This is a genomic window from Streptomyces sp. NPDC091649, assembly GCF_044756785.1.
GTDB lineage: Bacteria > Actinomycetota > Actinomycetes > Streptomycetales > Streptomycetaceae > Streptomyces.
Window position 1 is genome coordinate 72,038 of record NZ_JBIVTR010000012.1, and the last position, 24,619, is coordinate 96,656.

A 24,619-nucleotide genomic window follows, 5' to 3' on the forward strand; every position below is an offset into this window, starting at 1 on the left:
GAAGGCCCCCGTGCGGTCGCACGGGGGCCTTCACCCGGTGGAGCCCCTCACCGAGGGGAGGGGGTCAGACGCGGGCGAACTCGCGCTGCCCCTCGCCACCGTCCCCGGGCCCCGCGGAGCCCGGCTCGTCGGTCAGCTGCTTCTGCAGCTTCTCGCCCTCCACGTCCACGTTGGGCAGCGCACGGTCCAGCCAGCGCGGCAGCCACCAGGCCCGCTTGCCCAGCAGGGCCAGGACGGCGGGCACGATGGCCATCCGGACGACGAAGGCGTCGAAGAAGACGGCGATGGCGAGCGAGAAGCCGATCATCTTGATCATCTGCTCGGTGGAGCCGATGAAGCCGGCGAAGACCGCCATCATGATCACCGCGGCGGCGGCGACCACTCGTGCGCCGTGCTTGAAGCCGGTCACGATGGCCTGCCCGGGGCTCTCGCCGTGGACGTACGCCTCACGCATCCGGGTGACGAGGAAGACCTCGTAGTCCATCGCGAGACCGAAGACCACGCCGACCATGAAGATCGGCATCATGCTCATGATCGGACCGGTCTGCTCGACGCCGAAGAGCGATCCGAGCCAGCCCCACTGGAAGACCGCGACGACCGCGCCGAGCGCCGCGACCACCGAGAGCAGGAAGCCCAGGGCCGCCTTCAGCGGGACCAGGATCGAGCGGAAGACCAGCATCAGCAGCAGGAACGCCAGGCCGACGACGAGCGCCAGGTAGGGCAGCAGCGCGTCGTTCATCTTCTGCGAGAAGTCGATGTTCATCGCGGTGGCGCCGGTGACCAGCACCTCGGCCCCGGTGTCCGCCTTGATGTCCGCACCCGCGTCGCGGATGGCGTGGACGACCTCCTCCGTGGCGACGGAGGAAGGCCGGTCCTTCGGGATGACCACGATCGTCGCGGTGTCGCCGGCCTTGTTGAACTCGGCCGGGACGACGGCGCTGACGCCGATGGACTCGATCTCCTCGGAGACCCGGTCGGCGGCGGCCTTGCCGTCGGAGCTGTTCTTCGTGTCGACGACGACCATCAGCGGACCGTTGAACCCGGGGCCGAAGCCGTCCGAGAGCATGTCGTACGCCTGACGCTGCGTGGTCGACTTCGGCTGGGCGCCGTCGTCGGGCAGGCCCATCTCCAGCGAGGCGGCCGGTACGGCGATGACACCGAGGCCGAGGACGCCGACGAGCATGACCCAGACCGGCTTGCGCAGCACGAACCGCGCCCAGCGGGTGCCCATGTTCGGCTTGGCCTCGGTGCTCTTCTCCGCCTCGGCGGCCTTGCGCGCCTTGCGGCCCACGACCCGCTTGCCCGCGAAGCCCAGGGCGGCCGGGACGAGGGTCAGCGCGACGAGGACGGCGATGGCCACCGTGCCGGCGGCGGCGAAGCCCATCTTCGTCAGCATCGGGATGTTGACGACGGCGAGGCCCACCAGGGCGATCACCACGGTCAGGCCCGCGAAGACGACCGCGGAACCGGCCGTTCCGACGGCCCGCCCCGCGGCGTCCTCGCGCTCCCGGCCCTCGGCCAGTTCGGCGCGGTAGCGGGAGACGATGAAGAGGGCGTAGTCGATGCCGACGGCGAGGCCGATCATCATGGCGAGGATCGAGGTGGTGGAGCCCAGGTCCAGCACATTGGCCAGCGCGGTGATCGTCGAGACCCCGATACCGACCCCGATGAGCGCGGTCAGCAGCGGCAGACCGGCGGCGACCAGCGAGCCGAAGGTGATGACCAGGACGATGGCGGCGATGACGACGCCGATGATCTCGGCGGTCCCGGTGTGCGGCATGACCTGGAGGGCGTCACCGCCGATCTCCACCTTCATGCCGCTCTTCTGCGCGTCCTTGCCCGCGTCCTCCAGGGCGTCCCGGGTCGCGTCGGTCAGCTCCATGGAGTTGACCTTGTAGGAGACCGAGATGTACGCCGTCGAGCCGTTCTGGCTCACGGCCTGCTTCTCGAACGGGTCGGCGACCCCGGCGATCTGGTCCGAGCCGGACCGCAGCTCCTTGACGATGCCGGTGATCTCGCGCTTGTTCGCGGGGTCGGTCACCTTCTCGGTCCCGGGGGCCTTGAAGACGACCCGGGCGGTGGCGCCGTCGGCGCTGCCGCCGGGGTTGCGCTGTTCCAACAGGTCGAAGGCGCGCTGCGCCTCCGTGCCGGGGATCGAGAAGGAGCTGGAGGTGGGGGTGGACGCGGTGGCCGCACCTATTCCGGCGACCGCCAGCAACGCCACCCAGATCAGGGCGACGTAGCCGCGGCGGCGGAAGGTGAGCCGTCCGAGCTTGTAGAGGAAAGTGGCCACGGGGGCGTACTCCCGGTCAGGTCGTGTGAATGGAAACGGGCATGAGGGACCAGCCCGACGACGAGAGCGGCGTGTCAGGTGGAGCGTCGGGGAGAGGGCCGTGCGGGCGGGACGGGGACGGGGCGTCAGACACCGAGGGCGGGGAGAACCACGGAGTCCACGTAGTCGATGAGGAACGCCTGGTCGACAGGACGGTCCTCGATCAGCTGCCGGGCGGCCAGCGCGCCGACCAGCATGTGCGGGATGTACTTCAGCGCCGGATTGTCCGGACGCAGCTCACCCCGGTCCACCGCCCGTTGCAGCAGCTGGTCGAGACCGGTCATCTCCGGTTCGATCAGCAGCTCGCGCAGGGCCTGGAACAGGTCGGGGTACTCATGGACGGCATGGCTCAGACCCCGCATCAGCGCGGCGTCCTTCTCCATCTGGCAGTCGTCGGTCCGGCTCAGCGCCGCGTGGAAGTCCCCGCGCAGCGAACCGGTGTCGATGTCGGAAAGGCTCCCCGGCTTGTTGTGCCGGAGCGCCTTCGCGACCAGCTCGGGCTTGGAGCCCCACTGGCGGTAGAGGGTGGCCTTGCTCGACCGGGTCCGGGAGGCGACGGCGTCCATGGTCAGGGCGTCGTAGCCGACCTCGCGGAGAAGGTCGAGGACGGCCTCGTACAGCTCGCCCTCACGCTCGGGGGTCAGCCTGGTGCGCGCCATGTGCCGACCTCCTTCGCTTCCGTCCGCCGATCCGGTGTTCCGCTCAGCCCCGCTCGGCATCGAACGAAACTGTTTCGTACACCTGAACCGTACCCGCACGGTCCAGCGAAACGAAATCGTTTCGCTTGTGTCCTGCACCACAAGTTGCCCCGAGCCCTCCGCGCGGAAAGCATTGGAGGGTGAGTGACGACGTCGCGTATCTCCGTTTCCCGCACCTTCACCAGGACTTGCTGTGCTTCGCGGCCGAGGACGACCTCTGGGTCGCCCCCCTCGCCCCCGCCGGGCACCGCCCAGGACGGGCCTGGCGGGTGACCGTCGACCGGACCCGGGTCAGCCATCCGCGCTTCTCGCCCGACGGCCGCACCATCGCCTACACGACCTGGCGCACGCTGGACCCCGAGATCCACCTCGCCCCGGTGGACGGCGGCCCGGCCCGCCGGCTCACCCACTGGGGCTCGACGGACGCGCGCGTCTGCGGCTGGAGCCCCGATCCGGGCGAGGCGTGCCAGATCCTCGCCGTGTCCTCGCACAACCAGCCGTTCTCCTACTTCTCCTGGGCCTACAGCGTCCCCACCGACGGAAGCCCCGGAGGCAGGCTCCCCTGGGGCCCGGTCTCCGACATCGCGGTCGCCGACATCGACGGCGAGCGCCGCACCCTGCTGCTCACCGGCACGCCCCCGCACGAACCGGCCGCCTGGAAGCGCTACCGGGGCGGGGCCATGGGCCGCCTGTGGCTGCACGGCGAACGCCTGCTCCCGGACATCGGCGGCCACCTCGCCCACCCGATGTTCGTCGGCCGCCGCATCGCGTTCCTCTCCGACCACGAGGGCGTCGGCAATCTCTACTCCTGCCGGATGGACGGCACCGGCCTGCGCCGGCACACCGACCACGACGCCTTCTACGCCCGCAACGCCTCCAGCGACGGCCACCGGGTGGTCTACCAGTGCGCCGGCGATCTCTGGCTCGTCGAGGACCTCGAATCGCCCGACGCCACCCCGCGCAAGCTGGAGGTGCGCCTCGGGGGCCCGCGCACCGGCCGGCGCGTCCACCAGGTGCCCGCCGCCAGCAACGTCGACTCGATCTCCGTCGACGAGACGGGCCGGGCCAGCGCCGTCACCGTGCGCGGCAGCCTCTACTGGCTCACCCACCGCGACGGCCCCGCCCGCACCATCGCCGACACCCCCGGCGTCCGGGTGCGGCTGCCGGAGATGCTCGGCAGCGGCGGGCAGGTCGCGTACGTCACCGACGCGGACGGGCCCGACGCCGTCGAGATCGCCTACCTGCCGCGCGCCAGCGGCGACCGGCCCCCGCGCAGGCTGGCCTCCGGGCAGCTGGGCCGGGTGCAGGAGATGATCGCCGACCCGGACGGCGAGCGCCTGGCCATCGCGTCGAACGACGGCCGGCTGCTGCTCCTGGACACGGGGGAGCCGGAGGCGGAGCTGCTGGAACCGGGGCCGGGCGCTCCGGAAACCGCGAAGAGGGCGCCCAGCGGCTCGACCCGCGCCGATCTCCACGCGGCCACCGGCGCGGCGGCCCCGGACAGCGCCGCGCCGGTCGACGAGCACCCCGGGCTGACCGAGCTGATCCGCTCGGTCAACGGCCCGGTGCGCGATCTGGCGTTCTCCCCCGACGGCGACTGGCTGACCTGGTCGCACCCGGGCGTCGGCCGCTCGCTGCGGCAGATCAAGCTGGCCCGGATCGCCGGCCCCGGCGCCCCGGTGATCGTCGACGTCACCAACGGCCGCTTCGAGGACGAGAACCCCGTCTTCACGGACGACGGCCGCTATCTGGCGTTCCTGTCCTGGCGCGGCTTCGACCCGGTGTACGACGTCCACACCGGCGACCTCTCCTTCCCGCTCGGCTGCCGCCCCTACCTGGTACCGCTCTCCTCGGCGACGCCCTCCCCCTTCGCGCTCTCCCCGGACGGGCGCCCGGCGGCGGGCGGCCTGGACCCGGTGGACGTGCCGGACGGCGGCGCGCCCGAGGGATCGACGGTGCTCGTGGAGTTCGAGGGCCTGGAGAGCCGGGTGACGCCGTTCCCCGTCTCCGCCTCCAAGTACTCGGCGATGGCCCCCGTGAGCGGCGGCGGTCTGGTCTGGCTGCGCTGGCCGATCTCGGGGGCGCTGGGTGAGACGTTCGCGAACCCGGCCGACATGTCGGGGCGGCCGACCCTGGAGCACTTCAACATCGCGAAGGCCCGCAGGACCGAACTGGTCGACCACCTCGACTGGTTCGCGGTCAGCGGCGACGCGTCCCGCCTCGTCGTGATGGACGACGGCGAGCTGCGCGCCGTACCGGCCACCGAGTCGGGCGACACCGACTCCACCGTCTATCTGGACCTGCGCCGCATCCTGCACGAGGTGGACCCGGGGGCGGAGTGGCGGCAGGCGTACGGGGAGGCGGGGCGGATCATCCGCGCCTACTTCTGGGAGCCGGACATGTGCGGCATCGACTGGGACGGGGTGCTGGACCAGTACCGCCCCCTGGTCGAACGGGTCGCCTCCCCCGACGAGTTCGCGGATCTGCTGCGCGAGGTGCTGGGCGAGCTGGGCACCTCGCACGCCTACGTCGCCCCCGCCCGCCGCAACGAGGGCCCGCCGCACTACCAGCGGGCCATCGGCCTGCTGGGCGCCAACCTGTTCTGCCGGGACGGGGCGTGGACGATCCAGCGCATCCTGCCGGGCGACTCGTCGGACTCCAAGGCCCGTTCGCCGCTGGCGGGGACCGGGATCAGGGAGGGCGCGGTCCTCACCCATGTCGACGGCCGCCCGGTGGACCCGGTGACCGGCCCCTACCCCCTGCTGACGGCGGCCGGCGGCACGACGGTGGAGCTGACGTTCTCGCCGGCGGGCGGCGGCCCCTCCCGCCGGGTGGCGATCATGCCCCTGGTCGACGAACGCCCGCTGCGCTACCAGGACTGGGTGGCCAAACGCCGGGCCGTCGTACGGGAGTTGAGCGGCGGCAAGTGCGGCTACCTGCACATCCCGGACATGGGCGGCTCGGGCTGGGCCCAGTTCAACCGCGACCTGCGCCTGGAGGTCTCCCGCCCCGCCCTGATCGTCGACGTACGGGGCAACGCGGGCGGCCACATCAGCGAGTTGGTCGTGGAGAACCTCACCCGCAAGATCCTCGGCTGGGACCTGACCCGCAACGCCCAGGCGGTGAGCTACGCCTCCAACGCGCCGCGCGGCCCGGTCGTCGCCCTGGCCGACGAGGCGACCTCCTCCGACGGCGACATGATCACCGCCGCGTTCCGGCTGCTGAAGCTGGGCCCGGTGGTGGGCCAGCGCACCTGGGGCGGCGTGGTCGGCATGACCGGCCGCCACCGCCTGGGCGACGGCACGGTGATCACGGTCCCGATGAACGCGGCCTGGTTCGACACGTACGGCTGGTCGGTGGAGAACCACGGCGTGGAACCGGACGTGGAGGCCCTGCGCACCCCGCTGGACTGGGCGGAGGGCCGCTACGCCGTCCTGGACGACGCGGTCCGCCTGGCCCTGGAACTCCTGGCGGCGCACCCGGCGGCGACTCCACCGTCCTACGACACGGCCCCGGACCTGCGACGGCCGCCGCTGCCGCCCCGGAGCTCCTGAGTGCGGGCCCCCTGGCCCGGCGGCCCGGGCCAGGGGGTGGTGGTGTCAGCAGATGACGTGGACGGCGTCGGCCCTGTTGTCGGCGGAGGCCGGGAGGGTGAAGCGCTGGCCGGGGTTGGCGTGGACGAGGTGTTCCCAGGCCCTGCCGTTCCAGTTCGCGAGGTTCACCCGGTGGCTGGTGCGGTTGTAGATGGACGTGGCCCGGTCGCCGCCGCCCGCGAGACCGATGTTGTCGAACCAGCAGCCGTCCGACGCGGTGTAGAAGCGCCCTACTCCGCCGGCCGAGTCGTACAGGCAGATGCTCCCCGCCGGGCAGTCCCACGCCGCGGCCCGGGCGCTCGGAGCCGTCGGTGTCGCGGCGGCCGGCGCGGCCGTCACGGCCAGGCCGGCGGTGAGAACCACAGCCGGCGCGGCAATGTTGAACCTCATGGATCTACTCCCCACTTCACGGACTGCCCGGGACGGACGTCCGCCTGCGGCGACCGGTACACGTCCGGTCTGGTCACCTCTCTCCTGCGCCGACCGGCCCGCCGCCAAGCCTTCGCGCGCCCTCCCGCCCGGCGAATCCACCCCCACGGCCGAGCGCACGGCCCACCGGACCCGTCGAGCCCGTGCCGGCCCGCGCACCGGCGCGCACCCGCGCCCCTCCAGCGACCGGCCCGGACGCCGGGTGCGCCGCCTACCGCCCCGCCGTCGGCGGTCATGCCGCGTCGCGGCCCGGGCCGCTCCCGCCATCGCCCGGCCCGGCGCGCGGCCTGCCCGCAAGAAGGAGGCGCACCCGGTCACCCGGGTGCGCCTCCTGACGTGACGCGTGCGCACGCGTGCACCGCAGCGCGCACGCGTCACACCTCAGAGACCGTCAACGGTCAAAACGCTCGCGCGCCTGGTCCGCCGCGTCCTGCGCACGGTCCTTCATGCCCGGCGAGGAGTCCGGCTCCTGGTCGCCGGCCCCGGAGGTCCGGTCCTGGGCCTTGTCCTTGCCCTCACCGGCCTTCTGCTTGGCCTGGTCGGCGAGCTCCTGCGCCTTGTCCTTGAACTGGTCTGCGATACCCATGCTGTTCACTCCTGGGGATGCGTGGGGTACGTGAGGGGGGCGGCCCCTGCGGGGCCTCGCCCAGCCTTACACGGCCCGACATCCCACGCATTTCGTACCGTTACGGTCGGTCAGCACGCTGCGCGCGGGCGTCCTGGTCCGCCGCTCCCCCGGCCCCCACCAGGCCCTTGGGCACCGTGTGGAGCCGCGGCTCGAAGCGCCGCATCTCGCGCGGCCCGCCGATCGCGATGACGGACGGCAGGTAGCCGCGGACCGACTGCATCCCCCGCAGCCACCACTGCGCGTACACGTGCGGGGAGCGCCGCACGATCCCGTCCACGATCCGGTCGATCGCCGGGCCGAGCGGATACGTACGGTTCAGCGGCCACGGCAGCCGCTGGCGCAGCTCGCGCATCACGTCGTCCTGGTCCGCGCCGCGCACCATGTCGGTGTCGGTCCAGGAGAGGTAGCCGACGCCGACCCGGACGCCCTTGTAGCCGACCTCGGCGCGCAGGCTGTGCGCGAACGCCTCGACGCCCGACTTGGACGCGCAGTACGCGGTCATCATGGGGGCCGGGGTGATCGCGGCCAGCGACGCTATCTGGAGGAAGTAGCCCCGGCTCTCCATCAGCACCGGCAGGAAGGCCCGCCCGGTGACCGCGCCGCCGATGAGATTCACCTCGATGACCCGGCGCCAGGCGTCCGGGTCGGAGTCGGCGAACGGGCCGCCCGTGGCGACGCCCGCGTTGGCGACGACCACGTCGACCTTGCCGAAGCGTTCCTTGACCTCGCGCGCCACCTGGGCCATCGCCTCGTGGTCGGTGACGTCGGCGAACCAGTGGCCGCTCTCGCCGTGCAGCCGCTCGGAGACCTGCTTCAGCTCGTCCGGCTCCAGACCGACGAGCGCCAGTGTCGCCCCCCGCGCGGAGAGCTTGCGCGCCAGCAGTTCGCCCACGCCCCGGGCCGCGCCGGTGACGACGACGACCTGCCCCTCCAGATTCCGCCTGCTGCTCATGCGACATCCTCCTTCTCCGCCGTGGCGGCCGCCCCCGCGGCGACGTACCCGGTGACCAGCTCCCTGATCTTCGCCGTGACGGCCTCCGGGGCCTCCACGGGCGTCATGTGCCCCATGCCCGTCAGCTCGGTCAGCCCGAGGCCGACCGGCAGGGCGGCCGCGATGGTCTGCGCGTGCACCGGCGGGGTCAGCCGGTCGTCCGTCCCGGCGATCACCGCGGTCGGCATCCGCAGTTCGCGCACGCCCGCCGCGAGGTCCAGCCCGGCAAGCACGTGCCCCCACCCGACTCTGGCCCGCCGCGGGCAGGCGTGCACGATACGCGCGCAGGTGTCGACCCGGTCCGGAGCGGAGCCGGGACCCATCGTGGCGTACTTGAGGACCTTCTTCGAAAGCGGGTTGACCGGCCCGAGCGGCGCCTTCGCGCCCAGTACGGCGGTGGTGAGCCGGGTGCGCAGCGCCCCCGCGCGGAACGGCAGGACGAGTGCCTCCGCGGCCAGCCGCATGCTGCCGGTGGAGCAGAGCAGGACGGCGGCGGCGTGCTCGCGCAGCCGGGGGCGTGCGGCAGCGGCCATCACCGTCATCCCGCCCATGGAGTGCCCGGCGAGCACCGCTCTGCGGCCCGGGGCGAGCGTCGCGGCGAGGACCGCTTCGAGGTCGTCGGCCAGCGCTTGCGTGCTGTAGCCGCCGGGGCCGGGTTCGGGGCTGAGCCCGTGGCCGCGCTGGTCGTAGGCGATGACCCGGTGGTCGGCGGCCAGGCCGCGGATCTGGGCGTCCCAGAAGCGGGTGTTGCAGGTCCAGCCGTGGGCCAGGACCACCGCGGGGGCGCCCTCGGGGCCGTGCAGTTCGACGTGGATCCGCGAGCCGTCGGCGGAACGCGCCGTCAGCTCGTCGGCGGGCACGGGAGCCGCGGCGGCGCGGCGCAGGAGACGGCTCATCGGGCGACCTCTTCGTTGAAGGATCCGTTCTCGGCTCCGGCTTTGCCTTCCGGAGCGGCGGTCACAGTCTCTCGGACGGTGCGACCGGGCTGTTCGGGTACGAGCCCGGAGCCGGCGGACCGCGCCCCGCCGCCCGCCGCGCCCACGCGGACGACGTCGTACTCGGCGAGGTCCACCGAACGCGTCTGCCGCCGGAACTCACCCGTGGTGCCGGGCCAGACCGTGGTGTTGCGGCCCTCCGCGTCCAGGTACCAGCTGGTGCAGCCGCCGGTGCTCCACACCGTGCGCTTCATCCGCTGCTGGACCCGGTCGTTCCACGCCGTGACGGCGGTGGACCGCGCGTCGAGTGCGGCGCGTCCGCCCAGCACGTTCAACTGGCGCAGGTAGTCGGCCATGTAGTTCAGCTGGGACTCGATCATCAGGATCATCGAGGAGTTGCCGAGTCCGGTGTTCGGGCCGATGATCATCATCCAGTTGGGGAACCCGGCGGCGGTCGCGCCGCGCAGCGCGTTCATCCCGCCCTTCCAGGTCTCCGCGAGCGTGACGCCCGCCTCGCCGACCACCCGCTCCGCGATCGGCATGTCCGTCACATGGAAGCCGGTGCCGAAGATGATCGCGTCGACCTCCGCCTCGCTCCCGTCGGCGGCGACCACCGTGTTGCCGCGTATCTCGCCGAGCCCTGAGGCCACGACGTCCACGTTGGGCTGGGCGAGGGCCGGGTAGTAGGTGCTGGAGAGCAGGATGCGCTTGCAGCCGATGCGGTAGTCGGGGGTCAGCTTGGCCCGCAGGGCCGGGTCCTTGATCGCCCGCGCCATGTTGGACTTGGCTATCTTCTCCACCAGGCCGAGCTGATCGGGGTGCTTGGTGAACGCGCTGACCTGCAACTCCCTTATGCCCCAGAGCAGTCCGCGGCGCGCCGTGCCGGTGGCGGGGACCGCCCGGTGGAGTGCCCGCTCGGCCTTGCTGATCGTGCGGTCCATGCGCGGCATGATCCAGGGCGGGGTGCGCTGGAAGAGCGTGAGTTTCGCGGTCTTCGGCTGGATCGCCGGGACGATCTGGATCGCGGACGCGCCTGTTCCGACCATCGCCACGCGCTTGCCGGTCAGGTCGTAGTCGTGGTCCCAGCGCGCGGAGTGGAAGACCTTGCCGGGGAAGGAGTCGAGCCCGGGTATGTCCGGCGTCTTGGGGTCGGAGAGCGGCCCGGAGGCGGAGACGACGACATCCGCGCGCAGGACGGACCCGTCGGCCGACTCGATCACCCAGAACAGGTTCTCCTTGTCCCAGGTCATCACCTTCACCTCGTGGTTCAGCCTGATGTGCGGGCGGAGCCCGAAGGTGTCGGCGACGCGCTCCAGGTAGGCCCGGATGTGCTCCTGCCCGGAGAAGGTGCGCGGCCAGTCGGGGTTGGGGGCGAAGGAGAAGGAGTAGAGGTGGGACGGCACGTCGCAGGCGCAGCCGGGATAGCTGTTGTCGCGCCAGGTGCCGCCCACCGAGTCGGCCCGCTCCAGGACGACGAAATCGGTGATGCCTTCGCGGCGCAGCCGGACGGCGGCCCCCAGGCCCCCGAATCCGGTTCCGATCACCGCCACACGTACGTGCTCCTGCTGGGCCATGCTGCCGCCTCCCGCGGTACGTCACACGACTCTGCCAGCAATCACTGGCATTGTTCGGAGAGTAGAGCAGGACCGTACTGATGGGTAGGGGGCGGACCCAGGAAAGTTACCGGCGGTACAACATAGGGTGCCCCTGTGGCTGAAGGACGCGAGCACCGCGAATACCGCATGGAGGAGCTGGCCCGGGAGGCCGGCATCACCGTGCGGACCCTGCGCTTCTACCGGGAGCGCGGGCTGATCCCGCCGCCCCGCCGGGAGGGCCGCATCGCGTGGTACGACGACCATCATCTGGCCCGGCTACGGACCATCACGGGCCTGCTGGAACGCGGCCACACCCTCAACGGCATCGCCGACCTGGCGGCCACCTTCGAGAGCGGCCGCGATGTCGCCGAGGTGCTGGGCCTGGGCGAACCGACCGAGGAGACCCCGGTCCGCCTCACTCCGGAGCAGCTCGCGGACTACTTCGAGGGCGAGGTCACGCCCGAGAACCTCGCCACCGCACTGGACCTCGGCTATCTCGCCACCGATGGCGACGAGATCGTCCACATCAGCCGCCGCCTCCTGGAGGTGTCGGCCGAGCTCGTACGGGAAGGGGTGCCGCTGTCCACGGTGCTCTCCTCGGGCCGCCGCGTCCGCGAGCACGCGGACGCGCTCGCCGAAATCTTCGTACGCGTACTGCATGCCCACACCCGGGAGACCGAACCGGCCCAACTCCGGCCACTGGCCCGCGCCGTGGTGGACGCCGAGCTGTCGATGGCCCTGGACCGCAGAATGCGCCGCGAGGACGGCAAGCAGACCCCGAAGCCCGACTGACGCGCACCCTTCGGGGCGGCCACCGGCGGACACCCGCCGGCCGCAGGGCCCCGCCCGCGGCCGATCGTCCGGGCCCCCCGCTCACCGACGGCCGCCCGCCACGGGGCCACTCGCCCGCGGACGGCCCGCCCCGCCGCCGGGGCTACCGCTCGTAGACGACCGTCACCGGCGCGTGGTCGCTCCAGCGCTCGGCGTGCGTGGCCGCCCGCTCCACCCAGGCTTTCACCGCACGCCCGGCCAGCCCCGGGGTGGCCATCTGGTAGTCGATCCGCCAGCCACTGTCGTTGTCGAAGGCCCGCCCCCGGTACGACCACCAGCTGTACGGCCCCTCGACGTCCGGGTGCAGCCGCCGCACGACGTCCACGTACGCGGCCTCCTCCAAAACCCGGGTCAGCCAGGCGCGCTCCTCGGGGAGGAAACCGGAGCTCTTGCGGTTGGCCTTCCAGTTCTTCAGGTCCGCCTCCTGATGGGCGATGTTCCAGTCGCCGCAGACCACGACCTCGCGGCCGTCCGCCGCCGCCCGCGCCTTCAGCCCCTGGAGGTAGGGCAGGAAGGCGGCCATGAAGCGCTCCTTCTCGTCCTGGCGCTCGGTGCCGACCTCACCGGAGGGCAGATAGAGACTCGCGACGGTGACACCGGGGAGGTCGATCTCCGCGTAGCGGCCGCTCGCGTCGAACTCCTCCGCTCCGGGCGCCCCGAAGCCGCCGAAGCCGATCTGGACCCGCTCGGGAGCCTGTCGCGAGTAGAGCGAGACACCGGCGCGCCCCTTGGCGGCGGCCGGCGCGTGGACGGTGTGCCACCCTTCGGGGGCGCCCACCCCTTCGGGCAGCTGGGCGAGCTCGGCCCGCACTTCCTGGAGGCAGACCACGTCGGCCTCGGTCCCCGCCAGCCACTCGACGAAGCCCTTCTTGGCGGCGGCGCGAAGCCCATTAACATTCACGGAGGTCACTGTGAGCATCCCGGAACAGTACCTACTCCGCCCCTACGCATAGATGTACGATATTCAGCATGGTTATTCAGCCACGGTCTTTCGACCACCCCGACGCCGTCAAACTCAACGACCAGGTGCAGCTCGAATACGACGAGCGCTACGGCGATGGGGGCGATCTCACACCGCTCGACCCCTCGATGTTCCTCCCGCCCCGCGGTCTGTACCTGCTCGCCTACGACGAGCTGGACCGCCCGGTGGCGACCGGCGGCTGGCGGACCCAGGACCGCAACGACGAGGGCTACTGGGACGGCGACGCCGAGATCAAGCGGATGTTCGTGATCCCCGAGGGGCGCGGCAAGGGTCTGGCCCGGCGGATGCTGGCCGCCCTGGAGGATGACGCGCGCGCCGCCGGCCGGATACGCATGGTCCTGGAGACCGGTGACCAGCAGCCCGAGGCCATCGCGCTGTACGCGTCGAGCGGCTACACGGTGTGCGAGAAGTTCGGCCACTACCGGGAGTACGAGAGCAGCATCTGCATGGCCAAGCCGCTCCAGCGGCCCGGAGCCTGACCCGCCGCCCCGGGGCCGGGCCCCAGGTGTCAGGAGCTCCAGCTCTCCGGGCCCCAGGTCCCCGGACTCCGGGTCCGAGTCTCCGGCGCGTCGGCCAGCGCACCGGCGCGACCCCCGCGTGGAAACGGCTGCGCTCCCGGGCGCGGCGGCGCGGGCCCCCTCGCGCGCCGCGTCGGCCCCGGGCAGCCGGCCGTGGGCGCGTCAAGCCGTCGCCCGGGCTGGGGAGCGAACGCTCACGCAGCCCCGCCGAGCACCAGAACCACGTGCTCGTCCTCCCCGTGCCGCTCCGTGCCGGTCGCCGCGAACCCGCACTTCTCCAGCAGCCGTATCGAGCCGGTGTTCCCGGAGACGGGGTCCGCGTACAACGGGCGTGCCGTCTCCCGCTCCAGGAACGCGGTCAACGCCACGGTGCCGACGCCCCGGCCCCAGTACGAACGGCCGAACCAGTAGCCGATGTAGCGCCGCTCCCCCTCCCACCAGGCCACGATGTTCCCCGCGGTCTCGCCGTCCACGACGACCGTCTGCACGAGGTTGGCGGGGTCCCCCAGCACCTTCGACGTCCAGTGCGCCATGAACGCCTCCCGTTCCCGGGGGGTGAAGCGCGATCTGCGGACCGCCTCCGGATCGTGCTCGTACCCGAGGAAGACCTCCAGGTCCGCTGGCTCGACATCTCTGAGAAGCACGCGACTCTCCATGCCGACCGAGTCTGGCACCCGCCACTGACAACCGGCCCGGCCGCTCAGCGCGGGGTGGCCAGCACCTGGGCCCAGTAGGGGCCGCGCGGGGAGTCGGCGATGCCCACGCCCACGTGGACGAAGTCGCAGTTGAAGATGTCGTCGTCGCGTCCGGGGCTGTTCCGCCATTCCTCGACGACCGCGGCCGGATCGCTCGTCCCGGTCGCGATGGTCTCCCCGACGGCCGACCAGTCGTAGCCCGTGGCGTCGACCCGGTCGCCCGTCCCCCGGCCCGAGGAGTCGGTGTGGTCGAAGTAGTTCCGCGCGGCCATGTCCTCCGCATGCCGCTGCGCGACCTCCGTCAGGCGGGAGTCGGTCTCCAGCTCCGGGCACCCGTTCGCGGCGCGCAGGGTGTTGACCCGGGTGACCACGCCGGCTTCCGGGCGGGGGCGCGGCTCGGCGGGTGCGGCCGAAGGCGACGGGGCGAGGGACGCCGGCGGGGAGGCGGCGGCGGTACGGCCCGGCGTCGGCGAGGGCGGGGCCGTGGAGCGCGTGGGGAGCGGCTGGGCCGGGGCGGCCGCGGGCGGCGGCGAGGGGCTGTGGGTGGCCTCCCGGCCCCGGGGTTCGGGCGGAGTCGGGGCGGAGGGCCAGATCAGCACGGCGAGGGCGGTCACGGCGGCCGCGCCTGCCATGAGCGCCGCCGCCTTCCCGGCCGAGAACGCCCCGGAGGCGGAGGGGGCCGTGGCGGAGGGGGCCGCCGCGGATGTGGCTGCGGGTGCGGCCGAGGTGGTCACGGCCACCGCCGCCTGCTGCCCGCTGTCGTGGAGCGGCACCACCAGCGCGAGCCCGGAGAGCAGGCCCTCCGGCGGGACGAGCCCCCTGCTGCCGTCCGAGCAGGAGGCGCAGCCCCGTACATGGCGGGCGATCCGCTTGCGCCACAGAGGCGTCGGCGTACCGTCCCAGTCGCCCAGCAGGTCCTCCAGGGCGGGGCAGCGGGGGTCGGACGCCAGGGCCCGGACGACCGCGCGGCCGACGTCCAGCTGGTTCTTCACCCGCTGGACGCGTACGGCGGCGTGCTGCGGGGAAAGGCCGAGCGCCTCGGCGAGTTCGGACCGGGTGAGGTCGCCGGTCGTCTCCAGCCACCACAGGGACAGCACATCGCGTTCGGCGTCGTCCAGCCAACGGGTCGCCTCGGCCGTCTCCCGCCGCTGCCCGGAGAGTTCGAGGCGCAGGATCGTCAGGTCGACGAAGTCGGCGGCGGGGTCGGCCGGTTCCTCGGTCGCCTCCAGCGGGGCGGGGCGGTGGCCGAGACCCGACCAGCGGGTGCGGACCTGGTTCATGGCGATGGCGACGAGCCAGGAGCGGAACCGGGACGGGTCACGCAGCGAGGACAGCCCGGACAGGGCCCGGAGCATGGTCTCCTGCACCACGTCGTCCACGTCCGGATGGCCGTTGAGGGCGCGTCCGACGACGTTGTAGACCAGGGGGAGGTACTGGGCGGCCAGCCGTTCCCCGGCGGCCCGGTCGCCCTCCCTCGCCGCGATCACCAGAGCGGTGCTGTCCACGCCGTCCACGCCCTTCGTTCCGTTCACTAGGTGCGTTCTCTCCACCGCGCGTTCCGTTCACCATGTGCGTTCTGACCGCGCGTTCCGTTTCACCAGGTGTCCTGCGCCCCCGCGCACGCCCCGTTCACCACCTCTCGCGCCCACCGCGCACATCCCGTCGCCGGGCACTCGCGTCTCGGGCCGGGCGGAGACGCGCGGCAGCGTCTCCGGGAGGTGTGGGACAGGTCACTCCCGGGGGTTTGTTATCCGTCCCCCGTCCGGTGGTCAACCAGTATGCGGGGGCCCATCGGCCGTTCCGCAGAGAGAGTGCCGGGAAACGGGAGGGACATGTCGAGCAGGGCGGACACCGCACGCGGACTGCCGGAGGCCATGGGCGGTGCGGGGAGCCGCGCCCCGGGTGACAGCGAGCCACCCGGTGCCACCGGGGCGCACGTCACCGCGGCGCGGACGGGCGAGGCCATCACCGCCTCGGCCCTGCACGCGGCGGCGACCGGCGCCGACACCTTCCCCGGGGCCCTACGGGAGGCGCTGAACCGCCGCGGGCTGTCCCTGCAGCGGGTGAGCGAACGGCTCAGGGTGCGCGGCGTCACCATCAGCCAGGCCACGCTCAGCAGCTGGCAGCGCGGCCGCAGCCAGCCCGAGCGCGCGCGGTCCCTGCGGGCGGTGGAGGTGCTGGAGGAGATCCTGGAACTGCCCGCCGGAGCCCTGCGCTCGCTGCTCGGCCCGCGACGCCCGCGCGGCCGGACCGCCCCGCCCGACGCGGAGGGAGCCACTCTCCAGATCCTCGGAGAGGACTCGGTGGTGGAGAAGGCGCTCGGTGCGCGCTTCCGCCACTTCAACCAGGAGACCAGCTCGCTGATGGTCCACGACGTCGTGAAGGTCGGCGAGAGCGGGACGCTGAGCGGGATCTCCACCACGAACGTGCTGCGGGCCAGCCGGGCGGGGGCCGACCGGGCGATCTTCGTGCTCAGCTTCGACGACGAGGCGGCCGAACCCGTCGACATCGAGGTGTCCTGCGGACGCCTCGCCGAGGCCACGTATCTGAAGGGGCTCAAATCCCTGGTGCTGGAGATCCACTTCGGCCGGCGGCTGGCCAAGCTGGACACCACGGTGGTGAGTTACGCGGTCGAGGTGAGCCCGTCCGAGACGCCGGCCACGCACTACGAGCGCTGGTCGCGGACTAACCTCCACGAGTATCTCCAGCAGGTCTTCTTCCACCCCGGCGCCCTGCCCTCGGACTGCCACCGCTACACCCGGGAGAAGGTCGGCGACCCGCCCCGCGCCCGGCGGCGCATCCCGCTGAGCGACGCGCACGACGTCCATGTGCTCACTTCCCGGTGCAGACCCGGTGTCCACGGGGTGGCGTGGGAGTTCGGGACGGGAACAAGTGGGACGGGAGACCGCCCAGGATGAGTGGACGGTCTCCCGCGTTCGGGGGCCTTCGGCCGGTGGTGTTCTCCGGTGCGGCTACTTGGTGTTGAGTGTCAGCCCGTAGTACGCGAGGGCGTCGTCGAGCGGCTGGAAGTAGGAGGAGCCGCGCGCGTTGACCTTGCCGTTGCAGCGCTGGCCGCTGGGGCCGCCGGACGTCATGCCCTGGGCCTGGTCACCGGAGATGTAGGCGCCTCCGCTGTCCCCGCCCTGGGTGCAGACGCTGGAGCTCGCCAGGCCGGTGACGACGGTGTCCGGGCCGCCGTTCTGGTCGGTGTAGGTGACGCTGACGTTGTACGAGCCGACCTTGCCGCAGGTCCAGCCGGTGGTCTGGCCGGACTTGCAGAGCGCGGCGCCGGACGGGGCGCGCTCGCTGCCCCTGACCGGGACGGTGCCGGCCCTGCCGTACGTGGTGACGTCGAGGCCGATCGAGTGGCCGGCGTCGACGGTGGCGATGCCCATGTCGACACTGCGGGTGCCCAGCGCGAACCGGGTGTGGGTGCCCTCGGCGAAGCGGGTGCCGTTGTAGGCCAGCGCGGGCAGGTCCTCGATGCAGTGCCCGGCGGTCACGAGCACCTGCTTGCCGCTGCGGTCCTTCGCGCCGTAACCGACCGAGCAGAGGTAGCCGTTGAAGGTCATCCGACTGCCGGGCGGAACGACGGCCTGCGTCTCCAGCTTCTCCTGCCCCTTGACGATCCGTACGGCGTCGCCGTTGCTCTTCGCGGCCTTGAGGAAGCCGCGGGTCGCGGCGTCGGAGTCGCCGTTGACCTCAATGGTCACGGTGTCCGACGCGAGGTCGACCGACCAGGCCGACACCCCGGCCGGGGCGCTCTTGAGCGCCTTGGCGTCGAGCCGCGCCTTGATGCGGCCCAGCTCGCTCTCCCCGCGCTCGGGCACCCTGGCCCGGAGCCCGGCCGCCCGGACCTCCTCGGCCGCCCCGGCGTCGGCCGCGTTGACGATCAGTGAGCCGTCGGCGGCGAAGAAGGCCCCGAGCGTGCTGACCCGGTCCTTCCGCAGCTCCGCGAACCGGTCCTGCTGCCGCGCTTCCCGGCCCAGCCGCTCCACGGCGGCCTTCTCGCTGACGCCCAGGGTCGTGGCGAGCGCCTTGACCATCTCCGGCTGGTACGCCGGCGCCGACGGCTCCGTCGTCGTACCGGCGTGGGCCCCTGTGGCGACTCCGGCCGACAGAAGGGCGCCGATCGAGGCGGCCACGATGTATCGGCGCGCGTTCTTCCTACCGTGCTTCACGCGATTCCTTCCGCTACGCAGGCGAGCGTCCAGACAATGGGGGGGTGGCCACACCGCGCCTGGGGAAGCGCGGTGTGTTCCATGGACACTGCCCGGCGGCAATGACATGTTCCTGTCGCCGCGCCCCGAACTCTGGCGCAGCCAGAACTGTCGCGACAAGAAGCGGAGATGGGGCTCTTTTCTACAGAACTGGCCGAGAACTGTAGAGAAGGGGGACGACCTTTCACCGGCTTGCACCCGGCCGGAGCTGCGCCATTGCCGTCGCCATCGCCATCGCCATCGCCGTCGCCACTGGCATCGGCATCGCCATTGCCGTCGCCATCGACATGGCCGTCAGCGGCTGCGGCTGCGGCTGCGGTGAAGCTCCAGCGGGGCACGCGACGAGGCGGACGAATCCGACGCGGCCTCCGGGCACGGGCGAGCGCACCAGCACCCTGTCGTCCTCGGCGGCGGCCAGGAAGCCCTGTTCCCCCGCGAATTCGTCCGGCTCCCACCGCGCCCGGCCGTCAGTCCCAGTGGTGGACCCAGGTGCGCCGCCCGAGGATCTCGTGGGCGGCGTAGTCGTCCAGGGCGCCGTGACGGCTCCGGGCGAGGCCGTCCGGGCAGAACGCGGCGTGCTCGACGGCCACGGCCTCCGCCTGCTCCGCGGTGGTGGGCGGCGCGGCGACCGAGAGGACGATCCGGTCCGCGGTGAGTGCCACGAGCCGGGTGCCGAAGCGCTCCTCCCAACTGCGCAGGACGGCGCTGAGGATACCGGGGTCGTCCACGTGGTTCAGCGAACCGGTCCAGCCGATGGCCGCGGGTATGTCGGCGTTGCGGTCCGTGGGGACCAGCGCGAGGCGTGGCTCTTTCAGCCAGGAGCCACTGCCTGAAAGAGCGTCGGCGATCTCGGCGGCCTGTGCGTCGGGGTCGGCGTCGGGCGGCACCGCCCCGGCGAGCCCCGGCCACGGTACGTCGAAGGGGGCCACCGCTCCCTCGGCCCGCCCCTCCCGGATCTCCTCCCAGAGAATTGCCAGCATCTCGTCGTCGCCCAAGTCCTCCGGATAGGACAGATTTCCGCACATCAGGTCCCAGCCCTCCGGGTCACCCAACGGGCCGCCGACGTCCACCAGCACCGGCACAAGGCCCGCCGCCCGGCGCGCGGCGCCCTGCGTGGACCACTGCCCGGGCACCGCGCGTGCGTCGGCCAGCCACATCAGCGGCTCCCCCCAGGACCCTTGGTACGTCTCATCCAGCAGCCTCCCCGCAGGAAGGTCGAGGCCGAGAGCCCGGCCGCTCGGGTCGGTCGCGAGGCGGGGCAGATTGTTCGTGTCCAACACCATGCGCCGACAGTAGAGGCAGGGGCTGACAGTGCGGGCGGCCCATCCGCGCTCACTGCCGTCCACGACGGCGAGCGGGCGTCGAACGGCCCTGGAACGACGAAGATCCCGCCCGATCTTGCGATCGGACGGGATCTCGTCACCATTCCTGAGCTGACTCACGAACAGTCGTCTGTGGACCTGTGGGGATTTGAACCCCAGACCCCCTCGATGCGAACGAGGTGCGCTACCAGACTGCGCCACAGGCCCTTGCGACGTGTGAAACTCTAGCACCCTCACGGGGGTGCTTGGAAATCCGTTCCTCCGCTGGTCAGCGGTGTCGGGTTTCCCGGGTCCCGCCCGTCTCACTCGTTGGCCGCACGTGGCCGGTCCTCGTCGTCGTACTGGTCGAAGAGCGGGGTCCGGCCGCGGTCGCGGTTGCGGCGGGACTGGCCCGTGCGCCGGCGCGGTGCCGGGTCGGCCGCGGGGGCCGTCGGGTGCGAGGTGCCCGTCTGGGACGGCTCGGCGGTGCTGGAGCGGGCCGCGCTCCAGGTCTCCGGGTCACCGACCTCGACACCGCCCGTGGCCCGGGGGGCGACGGGCGCGGTGACGTAGGTGGGCAGCGGCACGGGGACGGGCTCCCAGCTGTCGCCCTGGACGCGTCCGCGTTCGCGCTGCTGGTCCACCCACTCCGCGTGGTCCGTCTGCTCGACGAGGGCGCGGCGGCCGGCCTCCTGGGGGGAGACCGTCGGCGTGGGCTCCGGCTCCGGGTGGTGGGCCTCGGAGTCGTCGTCGGGCTCGGCGGGGGCGGGGGCCGGGGGCTGGTGCCTGCGGGGACGGTTCTCGCGCAGCCGCTGCGCCGCGACCTCGGCCCGGCGGCGGTCCATCGTGAAGGCGAACCGCCGGCGCTCCTGGGCGCGCAGATGCACGATGTACGTGCTCAGCAGTACGGCCGGCGCCGCGGGCGCCCACAGGAAACCGAGGCCGCCGACCGCCGCGACGACCGCGCCGAGGGTGAAGGCCAGGAAGAGGACGACGGTGGTCCTCCTGCGCCGCGCCAGGACCTGGGAGCGCTGGGCGCGCCGCGCCCGCTCGGCGTCGGCCTCGCCGGAGCGGGAGCGCCGCTGGGCAGGGGGCACATGGGCCGCGGGCCGCTCGCCGGACCGGCGTTCGGACGACTGACGGTCCGACTGCTGTCCCGCGTGACGGTCGTGCGCCGGAGGGCCGGAGGACGGGTCGCCGGCCGCCTGGTGGCCCGGGGCACGCTCGGGCGCGTGCGCCGGGTCGCTCAGTCTGGCCTCCGTGTGCGCCGGAGGCGCGGCGAAGGCCCGGACGTCCACGGATTCCATACGGTCCGTTTCCCGGTCCGGGTCGATGTCGGGCCCCGCCTCCTCGGCGGTGCGTTCCCGCAGCTCCTTGGCGTACCGGCGCTCCATCGCCGCCCGTCCGGACAGCAGCCGGATGGCGGTGCTGAAGCGTTCGGTCGGACGGGCCTCATTGAGCTCGTCCTGCCTGCGGAGCCACATCGGCACCAAGTAGGCGGCCCAGGCCCCGACGATGACTGCGTAGATGAGGCCGCTGCTGCTCACGCTCACACCGTAGAGGGGTTTGCGCGAAAGGATCCGCCAATTGGCCCGGTGTGTCGCACGATCCGGCTCATATCCCGGACTTTTTTTGTGATGGTTCGGATCAACAAGTGTCGATAGCCCGGCCCATTACGGTCACACGGCGATCATATTCGAACACCTATTTCATTTACCGGGTCTGTCCCGGCCCGGGGTCCCTCGGCGTCTCCGGCCGCGACCGCCGCCAGCGCCGGAGCATCCCGTCGGGCACTTCCTCGGCGGTGAGGGCGAAGATCAGGTGGTCACGCCAGGCCCCGTCGATGTGGAGATAGCGTGGACGCACGCCCTCCGAACGGAAACCGAGTTTCTCCACGACCCTGCGGCTGGGTCCGTTCTCGGGGCGAATGCAGACCTCGACCCGGTGCAGGCCCACGGTGCGGAAGCAGTGGTCCACGACGAGCGCCACGGCCGTCGGCATGACCCCGCGCCCGGCGACGCCCTGGTCGACCCAGTAACCGATGTGCCCGGAGCACATCGAGCCCCAGGTGATGCCCGCGACCGTCAGCTGGCCGACCAGCCGGCCCTCGTACTCGATCGCGAACGGCAGCATCCGCCCGGCGTGCGCCTCCGCGCGCAGATGGCGGACCATCTGCCGATAGGTGGGGCGCTGCGCCATCGGACCGCCGGGGGCGGGCGGCGGGACGGTGGCCTCCCAGGGGCGCAGCCACTCGCGGTTGCGCCGGTTGACCTCGCGCCACACCCGCTGGTCACGCATCTTTATGGGGCGCAGGACGATCTCGCCGTCGGTCAGCGTCACCGGCCAGGTCGCGACGTTCAGCTCGCGCTCCCCGGCCGGGGGTGGTCGCCGCCGCGGAGCTGGTCGACCGCGTGCACCAGGAGCCGCCCGAGGACCGCCAGCCCGTCGCGCACCCCACCGGTGGAGCCGGGCAGGTTGACGATCAGCGTGCGCGAGGCCACGCCCGCGAGGCCCCGGGAGAGAGCGGCGGTCGGGACCTTCGCGAGGCCCTCGGCCCGGATCGCCTCCGGGATGCCGGGGACCTCGTGGTCGAGGACCCGGCGGGTGGCCTCGGGGGTGGCGTCGGTGGGCGAGATGCCCGTACCGCCGGTGGTGACGATCACGTCGTAGCCGGCGGCGACGCCCGCGCGCAGGGCCGCCTCCACCGGATCGCCGTCGGGGACGACCTGCGGTCCGTCGACCGTGAAGCCGAGGCCGGTCAGCGCCTCGGCGATCAGCGGGCCGCCCTTGTCCGCGTACACCCCGGCGGACGCCCGGTTGGAGGCGGTGACGACGAGGGCGGCGTACGGGGAGGAAAGCGCTGCACCGGTGGGCTCGGGCGCCGGCTGCCGGTGGCCGGGCGCTCCCGGACCGGCCGGCCGGCGCTCGTGGCCGGCGGCTCCGGGCTCGGGCGGCGTCACCTGGCCGTTCCCTCCGGCGCGGTGCGCCGGTAGTCGCCGGACTTGCCGCCCGACTTCGCCTCGACCCGTACGTCGGTGATGACCGCGCTCTTGTCGACGGCCTTGATCATGTCGATCACGGTGAGGGCCGCCACGGAGACCGCGGTCAGGGCCTCCATCTCGACGCCGGTACGGTCCGTCGTCTTCACGGTGGCCGTGATCTCCACCGCGTCGTCGGCCACGCTCAGATCGACGTTCACGCCGGAGACGGCCAGCGGATGGCAGAGCGGGATCAGGTCCGGGGTGCGCTTGGCCCCCATGATCCCGGCGATCCGGGCGGTGGCGAGGGCGTCTCCCTTGGGGACGCCCTCGCCGCGCAGCAGCTCGATCACCCGCGGCGAGACGAGCACCCGGCCGGCGGCGCGGGCGACGCGGGTGGTGACGTCCTTCTCCGACACGTCGACCATGCGGGCCGCGCCCGCCTCGTCGATGTGCGTCAGCCTGTTCTGCGTACTCAACTCACTCCGCCTCGCGGTAGGGGCGCCGTTGGACCTCGGGGAACCGGAGGGGGACCCCCGGAAGGCACGGCGGCAGATACCGTACCGCCACCGGGCGGCGGTCAGCGGAGCAGGATCGCGTCCGTCTCCGTGCCGGGCTCGACCGAGGTGACGTCCTCGGGCACCACGATCAGCGCGTCCGCCTGCGCGAGCGCGGCGATCAGATGCGATCCGGAACCGCCGACCGGGGTGACCGTGCCCGCCTCCGCGTCGTAGGCGCCGCGCAGGAACTGGCGGCGGCCGTCCGGCGACGTGAGCGCCTTGTCGGCACTCAGCCTGGCGCGAACCGTGGGGCGGCGCACCTCGGGGAGGCCCATCAGGGCCCGGATGGCGGGGCGGACGAACAACTCGAAGGAGACGTAGGCGGAGACCGGGTTGCCCGGCAGGGCCAGCAGAGGGGTGTGGTCCGGACCGATGGAGCCGAAGCCCTGCGGCTTGCCCGGCTGCATGGCGAGCTTGCGGAACTCGACCCCGCCGCCCGGCTCGTCCTCGTCGCCGACGGAGGTCAGCGCCTCCTTGACCACGTCGTACGCGCCGACGCTGACGCCGCCCGTGGTGACGACGATGTCCGCGCGGATCAGCTGGTCCTCGATCGTGGAGCGCAGCGTCTCGGCGTCGTCGGTCACCGCGCCGACCCGGTAGGCGATGGCTCCGGCGTCCCGGGCCGCGGCCGTCAGCGCGAAGCTGTTGGAGTCGTAGATCTGGCCGCCGGTCAGCTGTTCTCCGGGCTGGACCAGTTCGCTGCCGGTGGACAGGACGACCACGCGGGGGCGGGGCCGCACGACCACGGTGGAGCAGCCGATGGCCGCGAGCAGACCGATCTGCGGCGGCCCGACGATCGAGCCGGCCCGCAGGGCCAGAGCGCCCGGCTCGACGTCGCTGCCGCGCTCGCGGACGTGGGCGCCCGCCACGACGGGCCGGTGCACCCTGATCTCGCCGGTGGCGTCCTCGGGCGCGTCGCTGTGGGCGCGCATGGCGGCGGCCGGGCCGCCGCCCGTACCGCCGTCGGTCCACTCGACCGGGACCACGGCCTCCGCACCGGCGGGCAGCGGTGCGCCCGTCATGATGCGGGCGGCCTGGCCCGGCCCCACGACCTGGTCGTCGGCGAGCCCCGCACTGCCCGCGGCGACGTCGCCGATGACGGTGAGCACGGCGGGGAACTCCTCGCTGGCGCCCTCGACATCGGCGATCCGGACCGCGTAGCCGTCCATGGAGCTGTTGTCGAACGGCGGCAGGGCCACCTCCACGACGACGTCCTTCACCAGGACACAGCCCTGGGCGTCCGGCAGCTGCAGCTCGATGGGCTCCAGCGGCCTCACCGTGGCGAGGATGTCGTCCAGGTGCTCGTCCACCGACCAGATCGTGCTGCTCACAG

21 protein-coding genes and 1 tRNA gene are annotated in these 24,619 nt (G+C 72.6%); 4 read left to right on the top strand and 18 right to left on the bottom strand.

Going from position 1 to position 24,619, the window contains the following annotated elements; genetic code table 11:
• Positions 1-64: 64 nt before the first annotated feature.
• Positions 65-2,293, bottom strand: a complete 2,229-nt coding sequence (locus ACIQMU_RS20885; protein ID WP_402689419.1) for an MMPL family transporter — start codon at positions 2,291-2,293, stop codon at positions 65-67.
• A 125-nt stretch (positions 2,294-2,418) separates the two neighbouring features.
• A complete protein-coding gene (locus tag ACIQMU_RS20890; RefSeq protein WP_352240034.1) occupies positions 2,419-2,991 on the bottom strand; it encodes a TetR/AcrR family transcriptional regulator in 573 nt (190 codons plus the stop codon).
• A 179-nt stretch (positions 2,992-3,170) separates the two neighbouring features.
• Between ACIQMU_RS20890 and ACIQMU_RS20895 the strand changes: the two genes are divergently transcribed.
• Complete coding sequence (locus ACIQMU_RS20895) at positions 3,171-6,584, top strand: S41 family peptidase (RefSeq protein ID WP_352240035.1); 3,414 nt, start codon at positions 3,171-3,173, stop codon at positions 6,582-6,584.
• Positions 6,585-6,629: 45 nt separating this feature from the next.
• Here ACIQMU_RS20895 and ACIQMU_RS20900 read toward each other — a convergent pair whose 3' ends face one another.
• The 5 genes from ACIQMU_RS20900 to ACIQMU_RS20920 form a co-directional block, all read right to left on the bottom strand.
• Complete coding sequence (locus tag ACIQMU_RS20900) at positions 6,630-7,013, bottom strand: peptidase inhibitor family I36 protein (RefSeq protein WP_402689420.1); 384 nt, start codon at positions 7,011-7,013, stop codon at positions 6,630-6,632.
• A 430-nt stretch (positions 7,014-7,443) separates the two neighbouring features.
• Positions 7,444-7,638 carry a hypothetical protein gene (locus tag ACIQMU_RS20905; RefSeq protein ID WP_352240037.1) on the bottom strand — a complete coding sequence of 65 codons (195 nt, stop codon included), beginning with the start codon at positions 7,636-7,638 and terminating at the stop codon, positions 7,444-7,446.
• A 100-nt stretch (positions 7,639-7,738) separates the two neighbouring features.
• Positions 7,739-8,632 (bottom strand): SDR family oxidoreductase, encoded by an 894-nt coding sequence (locus tag ACIQMU_RS20910; RefSeq protein WP_402689421.1) that lies wholly within the window; start codon positions 8,630-8,632, stop codon positions 7,739-7,741.
• Positions 8,629-9,567 (bottom strand): alpha/beta fold hydrolase, encoded by a 939-nt coding sequence (locus ACIQMU_RS20915; RefSeq protein WP_402689422.1) that lies wholly within the window; start codon positions 9,565-9,567, stop codon positions 8,629-8,631. The genes ACIQMU_RS20910 and ACIQMU_RS20915 overlap by 4 nt, the downstream gene beginning before the upstream one ends.
• Positions 9,564-11,180 carry a flavin-containing monooxygenase gene (locus tag ACIQMU_RS20920; protein ID WP_402689423.1) on the bottom strand — a complete coding sequence of 539 codons (1,617 nt, stop codon included), beginning with the start codon at positions 11,178-11,180 and terminating at the stop codon, positions 9,564-9,566. The genes ACIQMU_RS20915 and ACIQMU_RS20920 overlap by 4 nt, the downstream gene beginning before the upstream one ends.
• Positions 11,181-11,348: 168 nt before the next feature.
• On the opposite strand from ACIQMU_RS20920, the gene ACIQMU_RS20925 reads away from it, so the two are divergent.
• Positions 11,349-11,993, top strand: coding sequence for a MerR family transcriptional regulator (locus ACIQMU_RS20925; protein ID WP_352240192.1), 645 nt, complete (start codon positions 11,349-11,351; stop codon positions 11,991-11,993).
• 142 nt (positions 11,994-12,135) lie between these two features.
• On the opposite strand, the gene ACIQMU_RS20930 is transcribed toward ACIQMU_RS20925, so the two are convergent.
• Entirely contained in the window at positions 12,136-12,951 is an 816-nt protein-coding gene (locus tag ACIQMU_RS20930) for an exodeoxyribonuclease III (RefSeq protein WP_352240041.1), read from the bottom strand.
• A 50-nt stretch (positions 12,952-13,001) separates the two neighbouring features.
• On the opposite strand from ACIQMU_RS20930, the gene ACIQMU_RS20935 reads away from it, so the two are divergent.
• The gene (locus ACIQMU_RS20935) at positions 13,002-13,493 is read left to right on the top strand and encodes a GNAT family N-acetyltransferase (protein ID WP_352240042.1); all 492 of its coding nucleotides are present in this window, start codon (positions 13,002-13,004) and stop codon (positions 13,491-13,493) included.
• 233 nt (positions 13,494-13,726) lie between these two features.
• Here ACIQMU_RS20935 and ACIQMU_RS20940 read toward each other — a convergent pair whose 3' ends face one another.
• Both ACIQMU_RS20940 and ACIQMU_RS20945 read right to left on the bottom strand, forming a co-directional pair.
• Positions 13,727-14,188, bottom strand: a complete 462-nt coding sequence (locus tag ACIQMU_RS20940; protein ID WP_402689424.1) for a GNAT family N-acetyltransferase — start codon at positions 14,186-14,188, stop codon at positions 13,727-13,729.
• A gap of 44 nt (positions 14,189-14,232) precedes the next feature.
• The gene (locus ACIQMU_RS20945; protein WP_352240193.1) at positions 14,233-15,741 is read right to left on the bottom strand and encodes a sigma-70 family RNA polymerase sigma factor; all 1,509 of its coding nucleotides are present in this window, start codon (positions 15,739-15,741) and stop codon (positions 14,233-14,235) included.
• 318 nt (positions 15,742-16,059) lie between these two features.
• Here ACIQMU_RS20945 and ACIQMU_RS20950 point away from each other — a divergent pair, with 318 nt between their 5' ends.
• On the top strand, positions 16,060-17,145 hold the full coding sequence (locus ACIQMU_RS20950; RefSeq protein ID WP_402689425.1) for a multiprotein-bridging factor 1 family protein: 1,086 nt from the start codon (positions 16,060-16,062) through the stop codon (positions 17,143-17,145).
• A gap of 54 nt (positions 17,146-17,199) precedes the next feature.
• On the opposite strand, the gene ACIQMU_RS20955 is transcribed toward ACIQMU_RS20950, so the two are convergent.
• The 8 genes from ACIQMU_RS20955 to glp all read right to left on the bottom strand — a co-directional run bounded on the left by ACIQMU_RS20955 (position 17,200) and on the right by glp (position 24,617).
• Entirely contained in the window at positions 17,200-18,408 is a 1,209-nt protein-coding gene (locus tag ACIQMU_RS20955) for a S1 family peptidase (protein ID WP_402689426.1), read from the bottom strand.
• Positions 18,409-18,914: 506 nt separating this feature from the next.
• The gene (locus ACIQMU_RS20960; RefSeq protein WP_402689427.1) at positions 18,915-19,730 is read right to left on the bottom strand and encodes a DUF4253 domain-containing protein; all 816 of its coding nucleotides are present in this window, start codon (positions 19,728-19,730) and stop codon (positions 18,915-18,917) included.
• Between the two features lie 172 nt (positions 19,731-19,902).
• A tRNA-Ala gene (locus ACIQMU_RS20965) sits at positions 19,903-19,976 on the bottom strand.
• 95 nt (positions 19,977-20,071) lie between these two features.
• Positions 20,072-21,295, bottom strand: coding sequence for a gephyrin-like molybdotransferase receptor GlpR (gene glpR, locus ACIQMU_RS20970; protein ID WP_352240047.1), 1,224 nt, complete (start codon positions 21,293-21,295; stop codon positions 20,072-20,074).
• Positions 21,296-21,461: 166 nt separating this feature from the next.
• Complete coding sequence (locus tag ACIQMU_RS20975; RefSeq protein ID WP_402689428.1) at positions 21,462-22,088, bottom strand: GNAT family N-acetyltransferase; 627 nt, start codon at positions 22,086-22,088, stop codon at positions 21,462-21,464.
• Positions 22,089-22,105: 17 nt separating this feature from the next.
• Positions 22,106-22,549, bottom strand: coding sequence for a molybdenum cofactor biosynthesis protein B (locus ACIQMU_RS20980; protein ID WP_402689475.1), 444 nt, complete (start codon positions 22,547-22,549; stop codon positions 22,106-22,108).
• 155 nt (positions 22,550-22,704) lie between these two features.
• A complete protein-coding gene (gene moaC, locus ACIQMU_RS20985; protein WP_352240050.1) occupies positions 22,705-23,205 on the bottom strand; it encodes a cyclic pyranopterin monophosphate synthase MoaC in 501 nt (166 codons plus the stop codon).
• A gap of 101 nt (positions 23,206-23,306) precedes the next feature.
• Complete coding sequence (gene glp, locus ACIQMU_RS20990; protein ID WP_352240051.1) at positions 23,307-24,617, bottom strand: gephyrin-like molybdotransferase Glp; 1,311 nt, start codon at positions 24,615-24,617, stop codon at positions 23,307-23,309.
• Between the last annotated feature and the right edge of the window lie 2 nt (positions 24,618-24,619).

Excerpts from the sequence above, each read along its gene's own strand:
- ACIQMU_RS20960 (WP_402689427.1), bottom strand. The coding sequence starts at position 19,730 with ATGGTGTTGGACACGAACAATCTGCCCCGCCTCGCGACCGACCCGAGC.
- ACIQMU_RS20890 (WP_352240034.1), bottom strand. The coding sequence starts at position 2,991 with ATGGCGCGCACCAGGCTGACCCCCGAGCGTGAGGGCGAGCTGTACGAG.
- ACIQMU_RS20925 (WP_352240192.1), top strand. The coding sequence starts at position 11,349 with ATGGAGGAGCTGGCCCGGGAGGCCGGCATCACCGTGCGGACCCTGCGC.
- ACIQMU_RS20940 (WP_402689424.1), bottom strand. The coding sequence starts at position 14,188 with ATGGAGAGTCGCGTGCTTCTCAGAGATGTCGAGCCAGCGGACCTGGAG.
- ACIQMU_RS20935 (WP_352240042.1), top strand. The coding sequence starts at position 13,002 with ATGGTTATTCAGCCACGGTCTTTCGACCACCCCGACGCCGTCAAACTC.
- ACIQMU_RS20905 (WP_352240037.1), bottom strand. The coding sequence starts at position 7,638 with ATGGGTATCGCAGACCAGTTCAAGGACAAGGCGCAGGAGCTCGCCGAC.
- ACIQMU_RS20910 (WP_402689421.1), bottom strand. The coding sequence starts at position 8,632 with ATGAGCAGCAGGCGGAATCTGGAGGGGCAGGTCGTCGTCGTCACCGGC.
- ACIQMU_RS20950 (WP_402689425.1), top strand. The coding sequence starts at position 16,060 with ATGTCGAGCAGGGCGGACACCGCACGCGGACTGCCGGAGGCCATGGGC.
- ACIQMU_RS20930 (WP_352240041.1), bottom strand. The coding sequence starts at position 12,951 with ATGCTCACAGTGACCTCCGTGAATGTTAATGGGCTTCGCGCCGCCGCC.
- ACIQMU_RS20900 (WP_402689420.1), bottom strand. The coding sequence starts at position 7,013 with ATGAGGTTCAACATTGCCGCGCCGGCTGTGGTTCTCACCGCCGGCCTG.
- ACIQMU_RS20915 (WP_402689422.1), bottom strand. The coding sequence starts at position 9,567 with ATGAGCCGTCTCCTGCGCCGCGCCGCCGCGGCTCCCGTGCCCGCCGAC.
- ACIQMU_RS20920 (WP_402689423.1), bottom strand. The coding sequence starts at position 11,180 with ATGGCCCAGCAGGAGCACGTACGTGTGGCGGTGATCGGAACCGGATTC.